At 41.2% G+C, this 19231-nt stretch carries 19 protein-coding genes; 1 reads left to right on the forward strand and 18 read right to left on the reverse strand.

Translation table 11 applies throughout. The annotated features are described in order from the left end of the window. Positions 1 to 34 precede the first annotated feature (34 nt). The 7 genes from CWC02_RS04215 to CWC02_RS04245 form a co-directional block, all read right to left on the reverse strand. The gene (locus CWC02_RS04215; protein WP_138616602.1) at positions 35 to 1009 is read right to left on the reverse strand and encodes a transposase; all 975 of its coding nucleotides are present in this window, start codon (positions 1007 to 1009) and stop codon (positions 35 to 37) included. A 261-nt stretch (positions 1010 to 1270) separates the two neighbouring features. Then, on the reverse strand, positions 1271 to 2278 hold the full coding sequence (locus CWC02_RS04220; RefSeq protein WP_054552001.1) for an isocitrate dehydrogenase: 1008 nt from the start codon (positions 2276 to 2278) through the stop codon (positions 1271 to 1273). 215 nt (positions 2279 to 2493) lie between these two features. Beyond that, positions 2494 to 4191, reverse strand: coding sequence for a hypothetical protein (locus CWC02_RS04225; RefSeq protein ID WP_138616604.1), 1698 nt, complete (start codon positions 4189 to 4191; stop codon positions 2494 to 2496). Positions 4192 to 4197: 6 nt separating this feature from the next. Further along, entirely contained in the window at positions 4198 to 4581 is a 384-nt protein-coding gene (locus CWC02_RS04230; RefSeq protein ID WP_054552003.1) for a DUF3192 domain-containing protein, read from the reverse strand. A gap of 71 nt (positions 4582 to 4652) precedes the next feature. Further along, the gene (gene xni, locus CWC02_RS04235; protein WP_138616606.1) at positions 4653 to 5426 is read right to left on the reverse strand and encodes a flap endonuclease Xni; all 774 of its coding nucleotides are present in this window, start codon (positions 5424 to 5426) and stop codon (positions 4653 to 4655) included. Between the two features lie 11 nt (positions 5427 to 5437). Then, entirely contained in the window at positions 5438 to 6781 is a 1344-nt protein-coding gene (gene ppnN / locus CWC02_RS04240) for a nucleotide 5'-monophosphate nucleosidase PpnN (protein ID WP_138616608.1), read from the reverse strand. Positions 6782 to 6852: 71 nt separating this feature from the next. Then, the gene (locus CWC02_RS04245; protein ID WP_138616610.1) at positions 6853 to 8388 is read right to left on the reverse strand and encodes a GGDEF domain-containing protein; all 1536 of its coding nucleotides are present in this window, start codon (positions 8386 to 8388) and stop codon (positions 6853 to 6855) included. 201 nt (positions 8389 to 8589) lie between these two features. On the opposite strand from CWC02_RS04245, the gene CWC02_RS04250 reads away from it, so the two are divergent. Continuing rightward, entirely contained in the window at positions 8590 to 10371 is a 1782-nt protein-coding gene (locus CWC02_RS04250; protein ID WP_138616612.1) for a M61 family metallopeptidase, read from the forward strand. A gap of 20 nt (positions 10372 to 10391) precedes the next feature. On the opposite strand, the gene CWC02_RS04255 is transcribed toward CWC02_RS04250, so the two are convergent. The 11 genes from CWC02_RS04255 to hisD all read right to left on the reverse strand — a co-directional run bounded on the left by CWC02_RS04255 (position 10392) and on the right by hisD (position 19227). Continuing rightward, positions 10392 to 11186 (reverse strand): glycosyltransferase family 25 protein, encoded by a 795-nt coding sequence (locus CWC02_RS04255; RefSeq protein WP_138616614.1) that lies wholly within the window; start codon positions 11184 to 11186, stop codon positions 10392 to 10394. A gap of 64 nt (positions 11187 to 11250) precedes the next feature. Then, positions 11251 to 11436 (reverse strand): DUF1289 domain-containing protein, encoded by a 186-nt coding sequence (locus CWC02_RS04260; protein WP_138600737.1) that lies wholly within the window; start codon positions 11434 to 11436, stop codon positions 11251 to 11253. 36 nt (positions 11437 to 11472) lie between these two features. After that, complete coding sequence (locus CWC02_RS04265) at positions 11473 to 11985, reverse strand: hypothetical protein (RefSeq protein WP_138616616.1); 513 nt, start codon at positions 11983 to 11985, stop codon at positions 11473 to 11475. A gap of 151 nt (positions 11986 to 12136) precedes the next feature. Next, positions 12137 to 12874: a DUF4097 family beta strand repeat-containing protein gene (locus CWC02_RS04270; protein WP_138616618.1), complete on the reverse strand. Its 738-nt coding sequence runs from the start codon at positions 12872 to 12874 to the stop codon at positions 12137 to 12139. A gap of 191 nt (positions 12875 to 13065) precedes the next feature. After that, positions 13066 to 13680 carry a bifunctional phosphoribosyl-AMP cyclohydrolase/phosphoribosyl-ATP diphosphatase HisIE gene (gene hisIE / locus CWC02_RS04275; RefSeq protein WP_138616620.1) on the reverse strand — a complete coding sequence of 205 codons (615 nt, stop codon included), beginning with the start codon at positions 13678 to 13680 and terminating at the stop codon, positions 13066 to 13068. Continuing rightward, positions 13671 to 14450, reverse strand: coding sequence for an imidazole glycerol phosphate synthase subunit HisF (gene hisF / locus CWC02_RS04280; protein ID WP_054552014.1), 780 nt, complete (start codon positions 14448 to 14450; stop codon positions 13671 to 13673). Before hisF ends, hisIE begins: the two co-directional genes overlap by 10 nt. After that, on the reverse strand, positions 14432 to 15166 hold the full coding sequence (locus tag CWC02_RS04285; protein WP_063707479.1) for a 1-(5-phosphoribosyl)-5-[(5-phosphoribosylamino)methylideneamino] imidazole-4-carboxamide isomerase: 735 nt from the start codon (positions 15164 to 15166) through the stop codon (positions 14432 to 14434). Before CWC02_RS04285 ends, hisF begins: the two co-directional genes overlap by 19 nt. A 27-nt stretch (positions 15167 to 15193) precedes the next feature. Further along, a complete protein-coding gene (gene hisH / locus CWC02_RS04290) occupies positions 15194 to 15784 on the reverse strand; it encodes an imidazole glycerol phosphate synthase subunit HisH (protein ID WP_063707478.1) in 591 nt (196 codons plus the stop codon). Next, positions 15781 to 16842: a bifunctional histidinol-phosphatase/imidazoleglycerol-phosphate dehydratase HisB gene (gene hisB / locus CWC02_RS04295; RefSeq protein ID WP_138616622.1), complete on the reverse strand. Its 1062-nt coding sequence runs from the start codon at positions 16840 to 16842 to the stop codon at positions 15781 to 15783. Before hisB ends, hisH begins: the two co-directional genes overlap by 4 nt. After that, positions 16839 to 17936 carry a histidinol-phosphate transaminase gene (gene hisC / locus CWC02_RS04300; RefSeq protein ID WP_268842737.1) on the reverse strand — a complete coding sequence of 366 codons (1098 nt, stop codon included), beginning with the start codon at positions 17934 to 17936 and terminating at the stop codon, positions 16839 to 16841. The genes hisB and hisC overlap by 4 nt, the downstream gene beginning before the upstream one ends. After that, complete coding sequence (hisD, locus tag CWC02_RS04305) at positions 17926 to 19227, reverse strand: histidinol dehydrogenase (RefSeq protein WP_138616626.1); 1302 nt, start codon at positions 19225 to 19227, stop codon at positions 17926 to 17928. The genes hisC and hisD overlap by 11 nt, the downstream gene beginning before the upstream one ends. Positions 19228 to 19231: the final 4 nt, after the last annotated feature.

The following is a 19231-nucleotide window of genomic DNA, read 5'->3' on the forward strand; positions in this document are numbered from 1 at the left end:
TTTGTAAGACTGATTTTTAGTGTCGAATGCGTACCTAAGTAAATAAGGCTAAGCTATTAGCTATAGAGCTTCTTCGTTTTCGTTTCATATGATTTGTATAAGCTGTGATAGCTTGTTCTTTACCTGCAGTATTTTTAAATGAGCGGGTAAAGGAAGTGGTGAGTGTAAGCCAGTTATCAATACAAATATTTAATCGTTCAAGAATTGGTAATGCATCTTCTGGGATTTTCCCTGGTTTATCTTCTCGTATTGAGCGGCCAGTCCAATCGACCAGTTGTAGGTATGTTTTGAGCTCAAAAGGTAGTCCGTTAGGCATATGTTTACGTGGTTTACCTGCAAAACGCATAAGTGATTTTGGTTGCTTATTGTTTTGAGCTGACTCAATGCGTGTTTTTATACTGGTGTAGTCAGATTGCTCAGGTAAATCAGCCGCTTTCGCTCTAACAGGATTTAAATCTACATAAGCAAGGCAAGCTGCAAGAGCTGCTTCATCAAGTAATGCTTGTGACTTAAAGCGACCTTCCCAAAAGCGTCCTTTACACTCATCTTCTTGATTTGCTTTTCGAGCAACACTCTCATTAAGAACGCGCATAAACCAACTGATGCTACTGAGCCTCTCTCGATATAAATTTACTCTGGTATTAACCGCAGTGACTTCTGCTTGTGTAAGTAAGTCACCATCTAAGAATCGTTGGCAAAGGAATGTACTTTTAAATAACTTGTGCCATCTAATCAGAATCGCTTTATTATTCAAACGATTTGCTTTTGCTATATCAATATGAAGTACTAGATGAGTATGGTTACTCATAACTGCGTAAGCACAAACATCAATACAAAATATACGACCAAGTTGAAGTAGTTTCTTTTCAACCCAATCGCGTCTGTGTTCAAATGAGCGACCAGTTAGTGGGTCTTGCCCGCACAAAAAAGCGCGACGAACGCAGCGTGAAATGCAGTGATAATAAGGCGTGTTTGAAACGCTAATTAAGTTTCTACGAGGGGTTGCCATGCTCTTCTCCTCCATGAGTTGAACAGTGTAAGTTTAGTCATAATTTTGAGAAGTGAGAAATATTAAATTGGATGTCTGGTTAGTATTTTGAAAGAATAAATGTGGGTGTCTAGTTTTATGTTTTTAAATCTTGTTAGATAAAGTGGATGTCTGGTTAAGTTGTGGGTGTCTAGTTAAGTGAGGTAATAAAAAAGCCAGTCGTAGACTGGCTTTTGCTAGGTGGTTAATGGCTAAGTTTATTAGCCCCAAACAAGTGTTCTATTATAGACGCTCAATTACAGCTTGAGTGAAGTCTGTAGTACCGTGGCTGCCACCTAGGTCACGAGTTGTACGGTCGCCTGACTTGATAACATCAGCAACTGCGCTGCGGATGCGCTCTGCAGTGTCGCCCATACCTAAGTGCTCTAACATTTGGATAGATGCTAAGATCACCGACGTTGGGTTTGCAAGGTTTTTACCTGCGATGTCTGGTGCGCTACCGTGTACAGCTTCGAAGATAGCAGCATCTTCACTGATGTTTGCGCCAGGAGCCATACCTAAACCACCAACAAGACCAGCACATAGGTCAGATAGGATGTCACCGAATAAGTTTGTAGTAACGATTACATCAAACTCATCAGGAGTCATAACTAGTTTCATACAAGTTGCATCAACAATCATTTCGGTTGATTCGATTTGTGGGTAACGCTCAGCTACTTCACGTGCCACTTTTAAGAATAAACCAGATGTAGATTTAAGGATATTCGCTTTGTGTACAGCAGTTACTTTTTTACGGCCTTCACGTACCGCTAGTTCGTATGCAAAAGTAACGATTTTTTCTGCACCTTCACGGGTGATTTTTGACATTGCTTCAGCTTCGTTACCATCTTCAGAAACAACTTGGCCAAGACCTGAGTACATACCTTGCGTGTTTTCACGAATAGTGATGATGTCGATGTCATCGTAACGAGCTTTTGTACCTGCAAATGACTTAACAGGACGAACGTTAGCGTAAAGGCCAAACTTTTTACGTAAAGTTACGTTGATCGAAGTGAAACCTTCACCAACTGGTGTTGTTAATGGACCTTTTAAAGTGATCTTGTTACGCGCGATTGTGTCGATTGTTTCTTGCGGAAGTAACTCACCAGTTTTTTCTAGGGCAGCAAGGCCAGCATCAACGAATTCATAATCAAAATCGCAACCTGCAGCTTTAAGGATCTCAAGTGCTGAATCAATAATGCTAGGACCAATGCCGTCGCCTTTGATCACTGTGATGGTTTGTTTAGCCATTTACTTTTCCTATTTATGAGTAGATAAACACGTAAACTTATCGCGAAATAGCATGCGATTTACTTGTTAGAGGGTTTACGTGGATGTGTTTGAAAATTTAAGCGGCTTTTATAGCAATTTATTCAGCTTTTTGCCAGTTTATCCTGTGAATACTGACTATAAATAGACTAAAGTTCATATTTATTTAACGTTTTCGCACTTTTTAACAACACAATCTAAAAATTGTCTGCAAATTCACAGTTTTTGAGATATGCATAAAAATCTGCTTTTGATTGCCATCCAGCGGCCGATAAACTATCGAAAATAATTTGTTCCTGCCAACTACTAAAAAGTGCTTTTGGCTGAAAAACATAATAAGTAAATAGCTTAATCGCGACCCAATGTTTTTCATTAATATCGAGAGTTTGTTTTTTATGTTGCTCACTACCAAGTAAATGCTGTGTCCAATTGTTATCGCCAATTAGTTGATTTAAATACGCCGTTAGTGGTTCTTGGTTTAACTGACTAACCCCAAACAAACAGCCAAGAGGAGGGCTAATCACTTGTTTTTCAGCTTGCTCAAATACCGTTTTACGGGAAATACTGGTTGCTTGATGTTCACAAAGATAAAGAACATAGGCATACAATGGCAAAGCAACCTGCTCAAATTGAATTGAATCGATGTGTTTAAATAACGCTTGGATAATACGTACCATGTTCTCAAGGCGCTTAGAGATATGCTGAAAAAGTGGGTGAGAGGTGGTTGCGACTAAGCGTTGAAATAATACTTTTTGAATAATCGCAGGGGCGTTATCGTATCCGACCATAGATAAACAATGGCGCAAGTCTTTAGCTCTTTGCTGCTCTTTATTATAGGGTTTAGCGGCAACAGTGAGCTGTGTTATTAATTCAGGGTAGGGGCTTAAAAGCTTATTTAAACCTTGATAGCTATATTCTTTTGATACTTTTAATGCACTAATTAACGTTAAATATTGTTGCCTACGTTGCTCATTTATTGGTTGTGGCTCAGCAAAACTTATGTTCTCACTAAACCATACTGTGTAGAGCAAGCGAGTATCTTTACAAGGCCTTTGCTTAGCGCAAGTCGTTAAGCTTGCCTTGATGCGATGCCAACGAATTTTTTCAGGACGACTCACATCGACTAAAATATGACGACCATGTTCATCTGTCGCTAAATAGATAAGTACTTGTTCGGCATATTTTACTTCACTGGCCGGAATGTAAGGGCCAATATGCGCAATCAGAGCTTTTATGGCATTTTGTGCAAATTCGTTCGGTGTACGCAAATATATATCAGCTAACGCTTTGTATACGCTTATGTGCCCACCTGACTCGCGATAAGTCGTATTCATCGCAATAATATTAGCTAGAGCAACTAAGGTTGTTGCACCATCGTAAATCATAATTTTCGGTGCACTTAGTAGTGCTTGTTTATACTTATTTAGACGCGCTAATAAATGCTGAATAGGCAGTGTATGCGAGCCTGACTCTTTTAGTAGTTTTGCCGCTAATTGATGACGGCATTGCCATAGTTTTTTATCTTGCGGGGTGAGTGCTTTACTTGCTGCCAATTTGTTACTTTGCGATTGCACGCACAGGTAATTAGCTAAGCAGCAACTAATAATTTGCTCACTAATAGCTTGGTTGTAATTAAGACTACGGCATAAAATGCAGGCTACAACACATTGGTTTACGACTAAATTTGTGGTGTAGCCGTGGTTCGCTACATACAAGCTTAATTGCGCTTGCATCCCTTTTGGGTAGGCTTGGTATAATAGGTAGTACCGCTCAGCAAGGTTACTTAATAAAGGGAAGATTTGAGACCATTTTTGCTTTTGATGGTAAAGTTTAAGTAATTGGTGCGTACTATCAAATAAGCGCGCTAGCTCCCGAGGGGTTACATTTTCCATCATAAGCGTTTAGGTTTCTTGTTGATAGCTTTCATAGGCACTTGGCCCCCATAACACCAACTGACCATTCTTAAAAAGTAGGCCCGTGCACTCGTCTATTGTCGTTATTCCATCGGATTTAACGTGCTGAGTGCGGTAAAAAATTATTTGCCAAACATTGTCTTCGGTGCGTTTTGCATAGGTTAGATCGGGGCTGCCTAAATAATCAAGCACCGCATTTAGATTTTCAGGTTTATCAACAGATAGCTTTGCAATATATCGCTTATTGAAGGCTTCACGGTCTTGCCAGATCATGGCTTGTGGATCATCTTTATAAAAAGTGATCACGAGGGTTGCTATCAGTGCATAAACACCTAACCCAAGTACCAGATATTGGAAAACCTTTTTAAACATGTGTAACTCTATAAAATTAACGCGAATTTTCAGTATACGCTCAGTTGGCCAACTGTGCTACGAGATTGCGACTAATTGAGCCTTAACTGCTTTAAACTAAAGCCTAAGTTAATATCAGTACGCAGCATGACGAGGTTTTTTGATATCACAAACATCTCCATTTCTGAGCTTAGCTTGCGTTTAAGAGTAGGGTTTAGCTCATCGTCGTTTATGGCCGCTTCTATCGACTCATAACCATTAATTAATTGCTGTGCCGACTTATTACCGATCCCTTTAACACCAGGAATATCATTGGTTTTATCGCCTGCCAAAGCCCAAAAATCAGCAAGTCGATGCTTTGGTACATTAAAGCGCTGTTTAATATCTTCAACTTCAATGTATTGCTTTTTAAAGTAGTCATAGATAGCTATTTGTTCAGATAAAAACGGTAAAAAGCCTTTATCAGTAGACACGATAGTCGAAGCTACTTTATTTGTAGCTGCTTTGTAAGCAAGGGTGGCAATGATATCGTCGGCTTCATCGTTATCAGGTGAAAACACCACAATGCCTGTGTCTTCAATTGCTTGTTTAAAGCGTGATAAGTTTTGCTTGAGGGTGTCAGGCATTGGTGAGCGAGTGCTTTTGTACGCCTCAAAGTAGTGATAACGCCAACTTCTTTCACCATCGAACACGGCAATGGCGTGAGTCGCATTCGTTTGCTGGCGTAACTTTTTGCAAGCATGTGCCACTCGGGCACAGCTTGCTTTTATCATATGCTCTTCACTGTGATGACTCTGATTACTATCAACAGCATAGATGCGCCTAATAAGATTTAGCGCATCTATTAAAAGTAATTGGGTTGTCACATAGTCTCCTGTTAAGCTTTGATCTCATAGCAAGGGATGTACTTACTGCCAGGCAACTTCATACGACCTTGATCTACAAATGCTGCCAGCAGCTTATCCATATCAGCCATTAACGAAGGCTCACCACTAAGTATAAAGCGGCCATGTTGTTTGATGGCTTGTAGACCTTCGTCTTTAACATTACCTGCAACAATGCCTGAGAATGCTCGGCGTAAGTTAGCTGCGAGTTGCTGAGTTGGTTGATCTAAATGTAAATCTAAGCTCGACATATTAGCATGAGTTGGTGCAAACGGCTGTTGGAAATCATGGTCGATTTTTAGCGTCCAGTTAAAGTAGTAAGCGTCACCTTGACTCTTTCTGTATTCACGCACATCAGCCATTTTCGCTTTGAGTGTTTTACCCACACGTTCAGGGTCATCAATAATTACTTCAAATTTCTCAAGCGCCGCTTTACCGAGTGTTTTCTCAACGAATTTACACAGCTCAATAAAGTAGTTTTCACTTTCTTTAGGTCCAGTTAAGATCACTGGTAAACATTGTTTTTCGTTATCAGGATGCAACAAAATACCTAAAAGGTATAACAACTCTTCTGCAGTGCCTGCACCACCTGGGAAAATGATAATGCCATGGGCGGTACGAATAAATGCCTCTAAGCGCTTTTCGATATCGGGTAAAATCACCAATTCATTTACAATCGGGTTAGGTGGCTCAGCGGCAATAATACTTGGCTCGGTTAAACCTAAGTAACGATTATCTGTAATACGCTGTTTAGCATGGCCGATGGTGGCACCTTTCATTGGGCCTTTCATTGCACCTGGGCCACAACCAGTACAAATGTTTAAGCCACGAAGGCCGAGTTCGTAGCCAACCTGTTTTGTATATTTGTATTCAACTTCGTTAATTGAGTGGCCGCCCCAGCAAACTATCATGCTCGGATCACTATTCACTCTCAGTGCGCCTGCATTTCGCAGCATGTCGAATACCATATGAGTAATGGTTTTTTGCTCTGTTAAGTCTTTTTCGTATTTTTGACAAATAAACAGAATATCGCGAATAACCGAGAAGATATGTTCATGTATACCAGTGATAATTTCACCATCAACAAAAGCGGATTCGGGTGGGTTTTCAAGTTCAATTTTAATACCACGCTCGCGGCTTAATAAGCGAATATCAAAGTCTTCGTATTTATTGTAAATTTCAGAGCTTGAATCGGTGTGGCTGCCCACATTGAGAACCGCGAGCACACAGTTCCTAAATAATTTATAGCGCTCGCTGGTGGATGACTGTTCGAGTAGATCAACTTCTAGTTGCGATAGTAAATCCAGTACACCTGTAGGATTCAGTTGTTTTAACATAAGCACTCTCCTGGCTCATCTATGAGCCTTTATCATTGTGTGTCAAAGACCTCACCATTGAGATAAGGGCTTTATTTGCTAATGCAAACTTTATTTCGTCCTTCATTTTTTGCTTTGTACAGAGCATCGTCGGCACGATCAAAAGCAATCAGCGGGGTATCACCTTTTTTAAGTTGGGTAGCACCAAGAGAAATAGTGATTTCTACTTGCTTATCTTTAAATTTAAACGGTATTGCCTGAATATTTTTGCGCAGTTTTTCAAGAGAGCTAACTGCATTTTCAATAGACATGCCTGTCATTAATAACACAAATTCCTCACCACCGTAACGGGCAATAAAGTCTGATTTACGAATTGATTTTTGTAGTGCTTTAGCAATAACTTGCAATGTTTTATCGCCAGCACTGTGGCCATACCTATCATTAATAGATTTAAAGTGATCGACATCAAGCACCACAAATGTCACATCAGACTCTTGGATGTTAAATAAATGAAATTCATGATTAAAACGTTCATCGAACGCGGCTCTGTTTGGTAGCTTTGTTAAACCATCAAGTAAGCTTTTATAGCGTTGTTCATTTAACCGTTTTTTGTAAGTTGAGAGTTTGCTTTCTAAATGACTTATTCTTTTATTAATGTCGTTAAAGCTATTTAATAAATGCTCTCTTTCACTCTGTTCTAATTTTTCTTTTGCAATTAAATCATCACTTAATGATTTTAACTCTTCTTCGACTAGCTCTTTGAGGGACGATATTGACGTTGCTTGTTGCGTCTGAGTATTAAGGTTTTTAATTTTTGCTTCTATTTGCTTATTTAGCGACTCGTACTCAGCGCTAAGTGACTCAGAATGTTTACTGGTTGAAACAATTGAATGATGTAAATCTTCAATTGTTTGATTTAAAGAGATCAAAAAACTCTGTGCTGATTGACGCTCTTTACTCATATTACGAGTAATAATCGTGATAATTTTTAGAGCAGAATCAAGTAAATCATCAATACAGTCGTTATGTGTAATGTTATTCTTTATTGCTTTGATTTGTTCAGCGCTTTCATCCTCTAAAACGAGATCATTTGCTAGGTTAAGTAGTTCGGCTGCAAGCTCGGGTTTAATTTGTGATTCAGTTTCACTTTTTGTCGAAAGCTTTGCCTGTAAAGCTTGATGATAAATTATTACCAGTTTAGATAATAAAGGGATAAAGTCATGGTTAGATTGGATGTTATTTAACTCATGATCAAGCAAATGGCGTAAAGAACGACGGGCATCATCCGGTAAACCTTTTACTTTTTGTAGCTGCTTTCCTGCATCATTGACACTGTTGTTAAGTTCGCGTTGTAAAGCAATTTGCTTTGCTTCTTGGTGTTTTAATAGCCCTAGAACATCATCAATAAAAGGTGAAAGAAGGTTAAAGTCAACCCCTTTTTTCAGAGCACTTCTAAACTTAGCGAGGCGATTATCTAACTCAATATCTAAGCCCTTACAACTTAGAGATAACTTTGCAGCAAACTGAGAAAGAACCTCAACTTGGTGTTTGCGTGCATCCTCAACAACCGTCCGGGCATCGATTGCTTGTTTTAACTTTTTATTAAGAAGATCATGCTGTTGCTGCACCGAGTAATACCGCCGTTATTAATCAACTGTCTATAAGCTAAGTTTACAACAAAATAGTACGAAATGTAGGTTCCAAGTCAAAAACTTAGCTATTTTGTCTATCAAACTTGTTGCAATGGCTGTTTATCGGTTTTTAATTCACATTTTTTATCGCAATTGTTAGTCTATTTCGTAATTTTGATAGTAATAAAAAGAGTTGTTATGAAAAAGTTTTTGGCAATGTCTATTTTGGCGGCCTGTTCTAGCAGTGCGTTTGCAGATGTGAACTACTCACTGTCTATCACTCAGCCAGAGCACCATTTAGGTAATGTAAGTGTTGAATTTCCGCAAACAGCACAAGCGCATTTAGATATTAAACTTCCAGCTTGGCGTACTGGCCGTTACGAAATTTTAAATCTTGCCAATGGTGTGCGCTTTTTCGAAGCAAAAGATGATGATGGTAAAGCATTAAAGTGGGAAAAAATTGACCACAGCACGTGGCGTGTTCATCTAAACGAACCTACTCAAGTCAATGTTGATTACCAAGTTTACGCTAACGAGCTAGGTAAACGTGCTCGTCATATTGATGACAGCCATGCCTTCATTGATGCATCAGGCTTTTTCATGTTCAGTGAATCATTCCGTCAAGATCCAGTTAAAGTTGAACTAGATGTACCAAAAGCATGGCGTTCAGTATCGGGTATGGAAAATGCGGGCTCTAAACACAGTTTTAAAGCCGCTGATTACGATATTTTAGTTGATTCACCAATCGAAACGGGTATCAACGAGCTACACAAGTTCACCGTTGATGGCCGTGAATATGAGTTAGTTATTTGGGGTGAAGGCAACTACGACGTAGATCAAATGCTAACTGACCTTAAAAAGCTAGTGACAACCGGTAATGTAATTTGGGATAGCTACCCGTATGAGCGTTATGTATTTATGGTGCATGCTACGTCAGGAGCAGGCGGTGCAACAGAGCATTTAAACTCAACAATTATCCAGCGCCCACGTGACCGTTTTGGTTCTCGTAAAGATTACCTTGCGTTTATCAGCACCGCAGCACACGAATTTATTCATACTTGGAACGTAAAAGCATACCGCCCTAAAGGTATCGCACCGTACGACTACACCAATATTAACTATGCGAAAACATTATGGATTGCAGAGGGCTCAACCAGCTACTTTGAAGATCACTTAATGGTGCGTGCTGGTATTGAAACAACTGATGAGTTCTTCGGTACGTTAACGAAAACCATTAATCGTCACTTACAAACACCGGGTCGCGAAGTACAAAGTGCAACTGAAACAAGCTTTGATAAGTGGATTAATCAAGGCGGCGACCACGCTCGCAACTACAGCACTAATATCTATTTAGAAGGTGCGTTGATTTCAATGGCACTCGATATTGATTTGCTAGAAAAAAGCGATGGCAAAATTAGTTACCGCGATGTTCACCGTGCGCTTTATAACAAGCACCGTTTACCAGATGGTTTTACACCAGATGATGTTAAAGCGATTTTAAAAGAGCTAACTGGTCGTGATTACAGTGCTTGGTGGCAATCGAATGTGGACGAGCCAGCTGCTATCGACTTTGATTTGTTACTTGCAAAAGTAGGCTTAGGTTTAATTCGCCCAGAAGGCGCAAAATCAATACCGAGTATTGATTCGTTTGCTAAAAACAGCGGTGAGTTACTCACCCTAACGCATGTTCGCCGTGGTGGCGCTGCATGGCAAGCGGGCTTAACAACGGATGATAAAATCGTCGCGTTTAACAAAAAGCATGTGGGTAAAGATTTAACAGCCAGCCTCGAAACGTTCAAAGCAGGCGACACAGTGACTGTTGACTTCATTCGACGCGATGCACTGCAAAGTACAACGCTAACACTTAGCGAAGATTTTGATAAAGAGAAAAAGGTCAAAGCATTAAAAGATGCAACACCAGCTCAAATGGCATTGTTTAAAGCATGGATGGGTGTTGGCCACCCAAATCAAGCTAAATAACAGCCAAGCTAAATAAATCGTTAATGATTTTTGATTGGTAAGAGAGGAGCTGCGGCTCCTTTCTGTTTGCTTGGTACTTGCTGCGCTTTTACAAACTGATTAGTGTATTTTGCGTTTAGTAGTGCACTTTGTAGCTGCTGTTTTTTACGTCGCCAAAACGACTTTTTAACTTTGCTTGATCTATCACGAATATCGCTTTGTGAATTATCGGGTTGTGATACCGGATAGGGCAGTAAAGAATACCCATAAACACCGGTTTCCCACACATGTTGTAAATCGCAGTCAACGGGGCGGCCAAATTCGGCAGTGGCTCGTAATAGCGCTTTTGCACCTTCAAAACTAACAGCCGTAGCACAGCAGCCAGACATAAGCTTTTTATGAATAACTAAATGTTGCTCATCGGCAAGGGGTTTAGTAAAGGCAATGTCGCGATTACGGTCTTTATAAGCCGCTAACTTTATTAGCTGCCAAGGCTGTTTTAATGTATTTATGTTTTCAATTGCACTGTGAATAGAGCGGTCGAGAACAAAGTCATCTTCTAAAATAATGGCGTAATCTAATTGCCTATCGACAATGGTTTGCCATGCTTTTCTGTGACTCAGGTAACAGCCAATTTCACCTTTACTCAAGGGCTTATGGTATTTGTTTAGGTTTAAATCAGCACTATAGTGCTTGGTTATCTCTATATCAGACAGCTCTCTACCATCAATTGCATCAAGGCGTTCAAATGCCAAATTTTGTGCATTTAGCTCATGGCTAACACGGTTTAATCGTTCAGTAGAGCTTGCTAAGTTAATTACAAAAATAGCGGTCATTATCGTTACCTGATGGTCAGTTTGAATCAGGCTAACAAGCTTTAATGACGCTTGGGTGTCAGAACTATTTCGCTTTTATGTCAGGGCGAGGAGTATTTAAAATCGCTTGCTTTTCTTGCTCGGATAAAATGATCCAATCAAAAATTTCATCATTACTGCGACCACAGCCAGTGCAATAGCCATTTAGGCGATGACATTGACCGATGCAATCTGTTTTAAATTGGCTGGTTGGTTTTTTTGATTTTGTCATAGTGATGTGAAGGCTAATATAGCCTTCATGAGTGTATTACTTGCCTTCAATTGGCTTACCAATTTCAAGAGTGGTAGACCAAGGCTGTTTGCGTGATAGGGTTTTACCCGAATGAATTGAGATAACAGGGTTGTTTTCATCAAGTACAAACGTGGTGCGTAGCGATTCAGCAGACTCTTTTTGTGTTTGATGCCAGTTATTACTTGCTAAACAAGCTTGGGTAAAATTAACCGCACGGGTGTGATCGGTAACAGCTTGTTGCTGTTGCTCGTAGTTGCCTACACAGCGGTAGGTAACATTGTCTTTATCAAGCGCCGTGATTTGACAGTTATCGGCAATAAGGTTGTATTTTGCTGTCCATGTTTCCATGTATTTTGTATTTACACGGCTACGTTTTAAGCCTTCAAAGCGGTTATCGTAAGCACCTAATAGGGCGTTAATTTTCTCGCAAGGGGTTAAGTTATCAATGGCTGTTTGTTGTTCAGTTGTTAGTCCTGTACAACCGGTTAAAACAAGGCCAGTTAGTAAGGCGGCGAGTGGCTTTTTCATATCAGGCTATCCTTTTAAATAGCAGTTCCTTAAACGTTTCCTAAAGGATACCTAAGCCCTTGTAAAAATGCTAATAAAGATTGGTGATTACAAAGCAAAATGCCCTCGTAAAGGAGGGCATTTTAGTTGCGTATATGGTAAAAGCGCAGGCTTACATTTTAGTTTTACCAGCAATGTTGGTCACTTTTACTGAACCAGAGCCATCACTTAGTAACTCAAAGTTTGCTGCAGTATCAACGCGAATGCTGCCTGAGCCATCTGAAACGACAACATCACCCGAAATATCATTTAAGTCGATACCACCAGAACCATCGTGTACTTCGATATTGCCTTGTGCGTTGGCAACATCAATATTACCTGAGCCGTCATGAATTTTAATATCACGGCTGATATTACGTGCCTCTATGCTACCCGAACCATCATTGATTTCTAATGTGCCTGTAATGTCATTTGCGGTAATTGAACCTGAACCATCGTTAATCACTGTATCAGCGACTTTGCTGATAATAATTTCACCAGAGCCATCGTGCACTTTTACATTAAATGAACGAGGGATCGCAACAGTTAAATCAATGCGAGTTTGCTTATTGGTGTGGTAATCGCACTGGCCTGCACTAAGTGCTGCGTTATTGCCTTTAGCTTCAAGGTTTAAGCAGTATTCATCATGAGGCTTTTCTTGATAAATCTCGGCTTTAACGGTTACTTCATCACTGTCACTACCGGTTATGTGTAAAAAACCAGAGCCTGCTTCTACTTTTAAAGCGCTTAGTGAAGCTGCATCTAGCGCTAGGTTTTTAGTTTCTTGTAGTGACATATCACCCCAAGCAAATGTTTGTGCTGATAATAAGCCTGCGGCAATGAGTGAGAGTGTTTTTACTGTACTTAACATGGTTCTTCCCTTCATATCTATGGTGTTATTAGCTTAGTCGCAGGTGCTGATAAAAAAGGTTTAATGGGTTTAAAAACTTTTTACTATCGAAAAGCTTTTTGGCGTTTAGAGTTTAGAAGTATACAGTCTGAATGTAATAGTTTATAAATTGAAAAGATGCACCTAAAAAGGTGCATCTAACTGAACTTAATTTACTTATGGCGACCTTGTAAACAGCTCACCACATCAGCCAATGATAGGCCTTGGCGCTGTAATAACACGGTTAAGTGATACAGTAAGTCTGCCGATTCATTGGTTAATTCATCGTTATCATGCTTCATGGCTGCAAGGGCAACTTCAACGCCTTCTTCACCCACTTTTTGGCAACTACGGCTTAAGTCTTTTGCAAACAAAGACGCAGTGTAGCTTTTGCTTGGATCATCGTCTTTACGCGAGACAATCACATGTTCAAGCTCAGCTAAAAACGACAAGCTAGGTTTAGCATCATCGCCGAAGCAGCTTTGTGTACCAAGGTGGCATGTTGGCCCAAGTGGGTTTGCCAGTACTAATAGTGAGTCGTAATCACAGTCGGTGTGCACAGAAACGACTTCAAGGTAGTTTTCTGATGTTTCGCCTTTGGTCCATAAACGCTCTTTAGAACGCGAGTAAAAGGTTACTTTTTGTTTGTCGAAAGTGGCAGCTAATGCATCTTGATTCATAAAGCCTTGCATTAAAATCACCCCAGAGCTTGCGTCTTGCACAATAGCTGGGATCAATTCGCTTTTGGCAAAATCGACTTGAGAAAGAGTGTCTTTGGTTAATTGCATAGTCTTGCCGCTACATTATTATCAGTTAAAAATTGTTTTAGTTCGCCAATATCAATGACGTTCTTGTGAAATACGCTAGCAGCGAGTGCGCCATCAACTTGACTTTGCTGAAACACATCAACAAAGTCTTGCATCGTACCTGCGCCGCCTGATGCAATCAGAGGAATATCGCACAGTGCACGCATTTTTGATAGCTGAACATTGTCGTAGCCTTTACGCACGCCGTCTTGGTTCATACAATTGAGCACGATTTCACCAGCACCTAGGTCTTGCACGCGCTTAACCCATTCTTCGGTTTTGTAGCGAGTACGGCTTGATGCATTTGGGTCGCCAGTCAGCTGGTACACTAAATATTCGCCAGTGTTTTCATCATAAAAGCTATCAATACCCACAACTACGCATTGTTTACCAAACTCATCGTGTAATTCTTTGATAAGCTCTGGGCGAGCAATTGCAGGGCTATTAATACTGATTTTATCTGCACCACGTTCTAAAACACGTGCTGCATCGGCAACAGATTTAATGCCGCCTGCCACACAAAATGGAATATCAATGTGGCGTGCAATATTCTCTACCCAATTAACATCAAGTAGGCGTTTTTCGACGCTGGCACTGATTTCATAAAACACCAGTTCATCCGCACCGGCATCGCTGTAGGCTTTGGCAAGCGTTAAAATATCACCAACCACTTCATGGCCTTTAAATTTAACGCCTTTAACGACTTGGCCGTCTTTTACATCTAAACAAGGGATTATGCGTTTTGATAACATGCTAGCGCCTCCTCAACATTAAAGGCACCATCAAGCAATGATTTACCTAAGATAACACCGCCAACGCCCAGTTTTTTCAGCTTTGCAATATCATCAAGTGAGCTTACACCGCCTGATGCTTGAACTTTAATCTCGCTGTTGTGGTTGGTTAAATCTTCATAAAGTGCAAACGAAGGGCCAGTCATGGTGCCGTCTTTACTGATGTCAGTACACAGAAAATCAACCACGCCAAGTGCCACGTAAAAATCAACAAGTTCGAACAAACCAAACTCAGATTCACTTAACCAACCATGTGTTGCGGGTGCCCAGCCGTTGTCAGTTTTATTAACATCCAGTGCGATAACAAAGTGAGAGCTGCCAAATTTTTCAATCCACGCCTTTACTTGTTCGCGCTTTTCAACGGCCATTGAGCCGATCACGACTTGGTTAGCACCGGCTTCAAGCCAGTCAGCAACATCTTGCTCAGAGCGAATACCACCGCCCACTTGATAAGGCACATTAAGCGCTTTGGTTGCAGCTTGAATATGCTGCCACTGTTTTTTATTTGGATCGCGCGCGCCTTCTAAATCAACTAAGTGCAGTTTGCCTGCGCCGCTGTTTGCGTACTCTTGCAAGCGTGCGCCAAGTTCGTAAGGGTAAAATTGTGCTGTATCATACTTACCTTGGTATAAGCGCACAATTTGGTTTTGTAATACATCGAGTGCTGGAATAATCACGTTTATTTCTCTTATTTTTTGCTGCGCTTACAGCTGCCAATCTAAAAAGTTTTGTAAAAGTCGCGTGCCTACTTTGGCGCTTCGCTCTGGGTGGAACTGCATGCCTGCGTAGTTATCTTTAGCAACAATTGCTGAAAAAGCTTGCCCGTATTCACCGCTAACTAGGGTGGCATCGTTCACTGTGTGAGCAAAGCTATGCACAAAGTACACTTGATCTTGCGCCGATAACCCTTTGGTAAGGGCATGCTCTTTTAACACGCTTAGGTCATTCCACCCCATGTGTGGTGAGGTTAATGTGCCCACTTCTAAGTGCTTAACAACACCCGGAATTTTGCCAAGGCAATCAACATTGCCTTCTTCTGTGCTGTCGCAAAGTAATTGCATGCCTAAACAAATGCCCATTAGCGGGCGTTGATATTCATCAATTGCTTGCTGCCAACCACCGTCTTTTAAACGCTTCATGGCAACAGAAGCATGACCTACGCCGGGTAAAATCGCACGTTCAAAGCCTTTCAGTTGTTCAGGGGAGGTGATCACCTCTGGCGTCTTCCCTAAGCGCTCAAAGGCAAAACGAACTGAGTTAATGTTGGCACAACCGGTATTAATTATGGCAATCATAAACACCCCTTAGAGCTGGCAGTTTGTTGTGTGGCATCTTTTGCAATCGCAGCGCGAAGTGCTCTTGCAAACGCTTTAAATAAGCCTTCAACTTGGTGATGACAGTTACCATCGCTAACCGACAGAATTAGGCTCATGGCGGCATTATCACTTAAGCTTTTAAAGAAGTGTTCAACCATTTGCACGTCTAAGTCGCCCACTTTTTCACGGCTAAAATCGGCATTTAATACAAACGAGGCGCGACCCGATAAATCAATTTGCGCTTCTGCTTTGCATTCATCCATAGGGAGTGCAAAACCATAGCGACCAATTTGCGTTTTTGTACCTAGCGCTTGTTTAAGGGCAAGGCCAAGTGCAATGCCGATATCTTCAACTAGGTGATGCTCATCAATGTGTAAGTCGCCAGTGGCCTGAATATTAAGTCCGATATTGGCGTGTGTACGAATTTGGTCAAGCATGTGGTCGAAAAAGCCAAGGCCAGTGCTAATTTCGCCATTTTTTGTTTGGTCTAAATTAACTTGCACATCAATTTGCGTTTCTTTGGTATTACGAGTGACACGGCCTTCACGGTTTGCGGTTGTCAGCTTAGTGACAATGGCATCCCAGCTGCCGTCATACAAAATGCCTTCGCAGCATAAGTTATTGGCAAGTCCGATGTCAGTTTGACGGTCGCCAATCACAAATGAACGCGCTAAATCGACTTTACCCGAGCGCATAAGCTCAGTAAGTAAGCCTGTTTTTGGTTTACGGCAGTCACAATTTTGTTCATCAAAGTGAGGGCAGATCAGAACTTCATCAAATTTAATCCCTTGGCTATTTAAGATATCCATCATCTTGTCTTGAGCAATATCAAAATCAGCCGTCGGGAAGCTATCAGTGCCTAAACCATCTTGGTTTGAAACCATAACAAGGCGGTAACCTGCCGCTTGAAGTTGTAATAGAGCAGGGATCACATTCGGCAAAAACACTAATTTTTCGAGGCTATCAACCTGTTTGTCGGTGATAGGCTCTTCGATAATCGTGCCATCTCGGTCAATAAATAAATACGGGTTGCTCATGATAATTCCTGTTCTACTGTTTTACTGGTCAGTGATAAGCCATCTAACCAAACTTTTACTTGTTCTAGTTCTTGCTCGTTACCGATAGAAATTCGTAACCAATCATCTTCGCCATATAAAGTGAAGGCACGCATCACGAGTCCTTGCTCAAGTGCGATATTAAATGATTGTTTGTCTTTTAATTTTAAAGTGACAAAGTTACCTTCACCGCTCAGTACTTTGATAACGGCAGGTGATTGCTCGAGCCAACTTTTTAGTTTGTTTTTTAAGCTATTTAGAATTGTCACCTGACGGCGCATTGAAGCGATGTTGTCGCTACTTAATGCATCTGCGGCAATGCTCGCCACCACCGTTGATACAGGGTAAGGCGCAATCACTTTACGAATAGGCGCAAGTAGCTTGCTGTTGGCTAAGGTGAACCCTGTTCTTAAACCCGCAAGTGCAAATGCTTTTGATAAAGTCCTTAGTACCACAAGGTTACTAAACTCGTTGATCAGGCTTGCCGCTGTTTGTTCTGGGCAAAATTCTATATAAGCTTCATCCACCACGACAATCGCTTTACCCGCAAGTTGTTGGGTGATTTTTCTGATTTTGTCTAAGCTTGTCATGCTGCCGGTAGGGTTATTTGGATTACAAATAAACACCAGCTTTGAATCAGCAACCGCAGTGACAATCTCATCAACCGTGCCTTTTAATAACAGCTCTTGAGTTAAGCCGTTAATCGCAATGTTGTGGGTATCAGCAGTGACTTTGTACATGCCGTAAGTTGGCAAAAAGAGTGCAATGCTATCTTTAGCAGGGCTACAAAAAGTACGTACTAATAGCTCAATACCTTCGTCAGCTCCACGAGTCATCAATACTTGCTCTGGCTCCAAATTAGCATAGCAAGCGTAACGATTGATCACTTGCTGAGGCTGCGGATCAGGGTAGCGATTTAAATCCGTTAAATTGATATTTGGCGTACGTGAATACGGGCTTTCATTGGCATTTAACCACGTTGTGCCTGTCAGCTTTTCACTTTTCGCTGAACTATAGGCTGTTAGCGCTGCAATGTTGTCTGGCAACAGCGTTGTTATTTTTGAATTATCGCTCATTATTCATAGCCTCAAGACGAATTGAAACAGCATTAGCGTGAGCATCAAGCCCCTCTGCTGCAGCTAAAGGTAAAATTGCTTTAGATAATTCACGTAAGCCATTTTTACTGATGGTTTGCACTGTGTAAGTTCTAAAGAAGTCCAGTAAGTTTAAGCTCGAATAGGTCGCACTGTAACCATACGTTGGTAGTACGTGGTTCGTACCCGATGCATAGTCTCCGGCAGACTCCGGAGTGTAATCACCCACAAATACTGAACCGGCATTTTTCACTAAGCTTAAATAAGGCTGCGCATCAGCAAGCTGTAGAATAAGGTGCTCAGGACCATATTGCGCAGACACTGCAAAGGCTTGATCAACCGAGTCGACTAATATCAAGCTTGAGTTAGCAAGGGCTTGCTCGGCAGTGTCTTTACGACTTAATTTTGCTAGCTGCTCTGTTAATGCTTGCTGTGTTTTTTCAATAATGCGTTCGCTGTTACACAGTAAAATAACCTGTGAATCTGCACCGTGCTCCGCTTGCGATAATAAATCTGCCGCAATAAAGTCTGGGTTTGCACGCTCATCAGCAATCACTAGCACTTCAGAAGGGCCCGCTGGCATATCAATCGCCATACCCGGAATAGTTTGCGCAACAAGTTGTTTTGCCATGGTGACAAAGCTATTTCCCGGGCCAAAAATCTTGTTCACTTTAGGCACTGATTCTGTACCGTAAGCCATCGCTGCAATCGCACCCGCGCCGCCACTTTCTACAATGGTTTTAATACCACATAGTTTTGCCGCATATAAAATGGCAGGGTTGATAGTTTCATCGGCTTTCACAGGTGTAGTAAGCACAACGGTTTGTACACCACTCAACTGTGCAAGCACCCCTTGCATAATTACTGACGATGGCAGTGGCGCACTACCACCTGGCACGTAAATACCTACCGCTTCAATGGCTTGATATTTAAGTTCACACAATACGCCAGGTTGCGTTGTTAACTTAATGTCTTTAGGTAATTGTGCTTGGTGAAAACGTTTTACATTGGCATAGGCCGTTTCGATGGCAGCTTTTAACTCGTTTGATAATAGCTGCTCAGCTTGGTTTATTTCTTCAACTGGCACTAATAAGCGAGGTGTTTCGCGCTTATCAAACTCTGTTGCCATCTTTAATAACGCTGCGTCACCTTGTGTTTTAACTGCATTTAAGATGTCGATGCAAATTGCTTCAACCTCTTTACTTGCGGTAACAGCAGGGCGGGTAAGTACCGCCTGCTGTGCTTGTTGATTTTCCTCATTCCAGCGAAACATGGAT

It is taken from the genome of Pseudoalteromonas sp. S2721 (assembly GCF_005887425.1).
GTDB classification, from domain to species: Bacteria; Pseudomonadota; Gammaproteobacteria; order Enterobacterales; family Alteromonadaceae; genus Pseudoalteromonas; species Pseudoalteromonas simplex.

Coding starts and splice junctions, on each gene's coding strand:
- CWC02_RS04225 (WP_138616604.1), bottom strand. CDS start 4,191: ATGATGGAAAATGTAACCCCTCGGGAGCTAGCGCGCTTATTTGATAGT.
- CWC02_RS04230 (WP_054552003.1), bottom strand. CDS start 4,581: ATGTTTAAAAAGGTTTTCCAATATCTGGTACTTGGGTTAGGTGTTTAT.
- CWC02_RS04250 (WP_138616612.1), top strand. CDS start 8,590: ATGAAAAAGTTTTTGGCAATGTCTATTTTGGCGGCCTGTTCTAGCAGT.
- CWC02_RS04265 (WP_138616616.1), bottom strand. CDS start 11,985: ATGAAAAAGCCACTCGCCGCCTTACTAACTGGCCTTGTTTTAACCGGT.
- CWC02_RS04255 (WP_138616614.1), bottom strand. CDS start 11,186: ATGACCGCTATTTTTGTAATTAACTTAGCAAGCTCTACTGAACGATTA.
- hisF (WP_054552014.1), bottom strand. CDS start 14,450: ATGTTATCAAAACGCATAATCCCTTGTTTAGATGTAAAAGACGGCCAA.
- hisC (WP_268842737.1), bottom strand. CDS start 17,936: ATGAGCGATAATTCAAAAATAACAACGCTGTTGCCAGACAACATTGCA.
- ppnN (WP_138616608.1), bottom strand. CDS start 6,781: ATGTTAAAACAACTGAATCCTACAGGTGTACTGGATTTACTATCGCAA.
- hisD (WP_138616626.1), bottom strand. CDS start 19,227: ATGTTTCGCTGGAATGAGGAAAATCAACAAGCACAGCAGGCGGTACTT.
- hisH (WP_063707478.1), bottom strand. CDS start 15,784: ATGATTGCCATAATTAATACCGGTTGTGCCAACATTAACTCAGTTCGT.
- hisIE (WP_138616620.1), bottom strand. CDS start 13,680: ATGCAATTAACCAAAGACACTCTTTCTCAAGTCGATTTTGCCAAAAGC.
- CWC02_RS04220 (WP_054552001.1), bottom strand. CDS start 2,278: ATGGCTAAACAAACCATCACAGTGATCAAAGGCGACGGCATTGGTCCT.
- CWC02_RS04260 (WP_138600737.1), bottom strand. CDS start 11,436: ATGACAAAATCAAAAAAACCAACCAGCCAATTTAAAACAGATTGCATC.
- CWC02_RS04215 (WP_138616602.1), bottom strand. CDS start 1,009: ATGGCAACCCCTCGTAGAAACTTAATTAGCGTTTCAAACACGCCTTAT.
- CWC02_RS04270 (WP_138616618.1), bottom strand. CDS start 12,874: ATGTTAAGTACAGTAAAAACACTCTCACTCATTGCCGCAGGCTTATTA.
- hisB (WP_138616622.1), bottom strand. CDS start 16,842: ATGAGCAACCCGTATTTATTTATTGACCGAGATGGCACGATTATCGAA.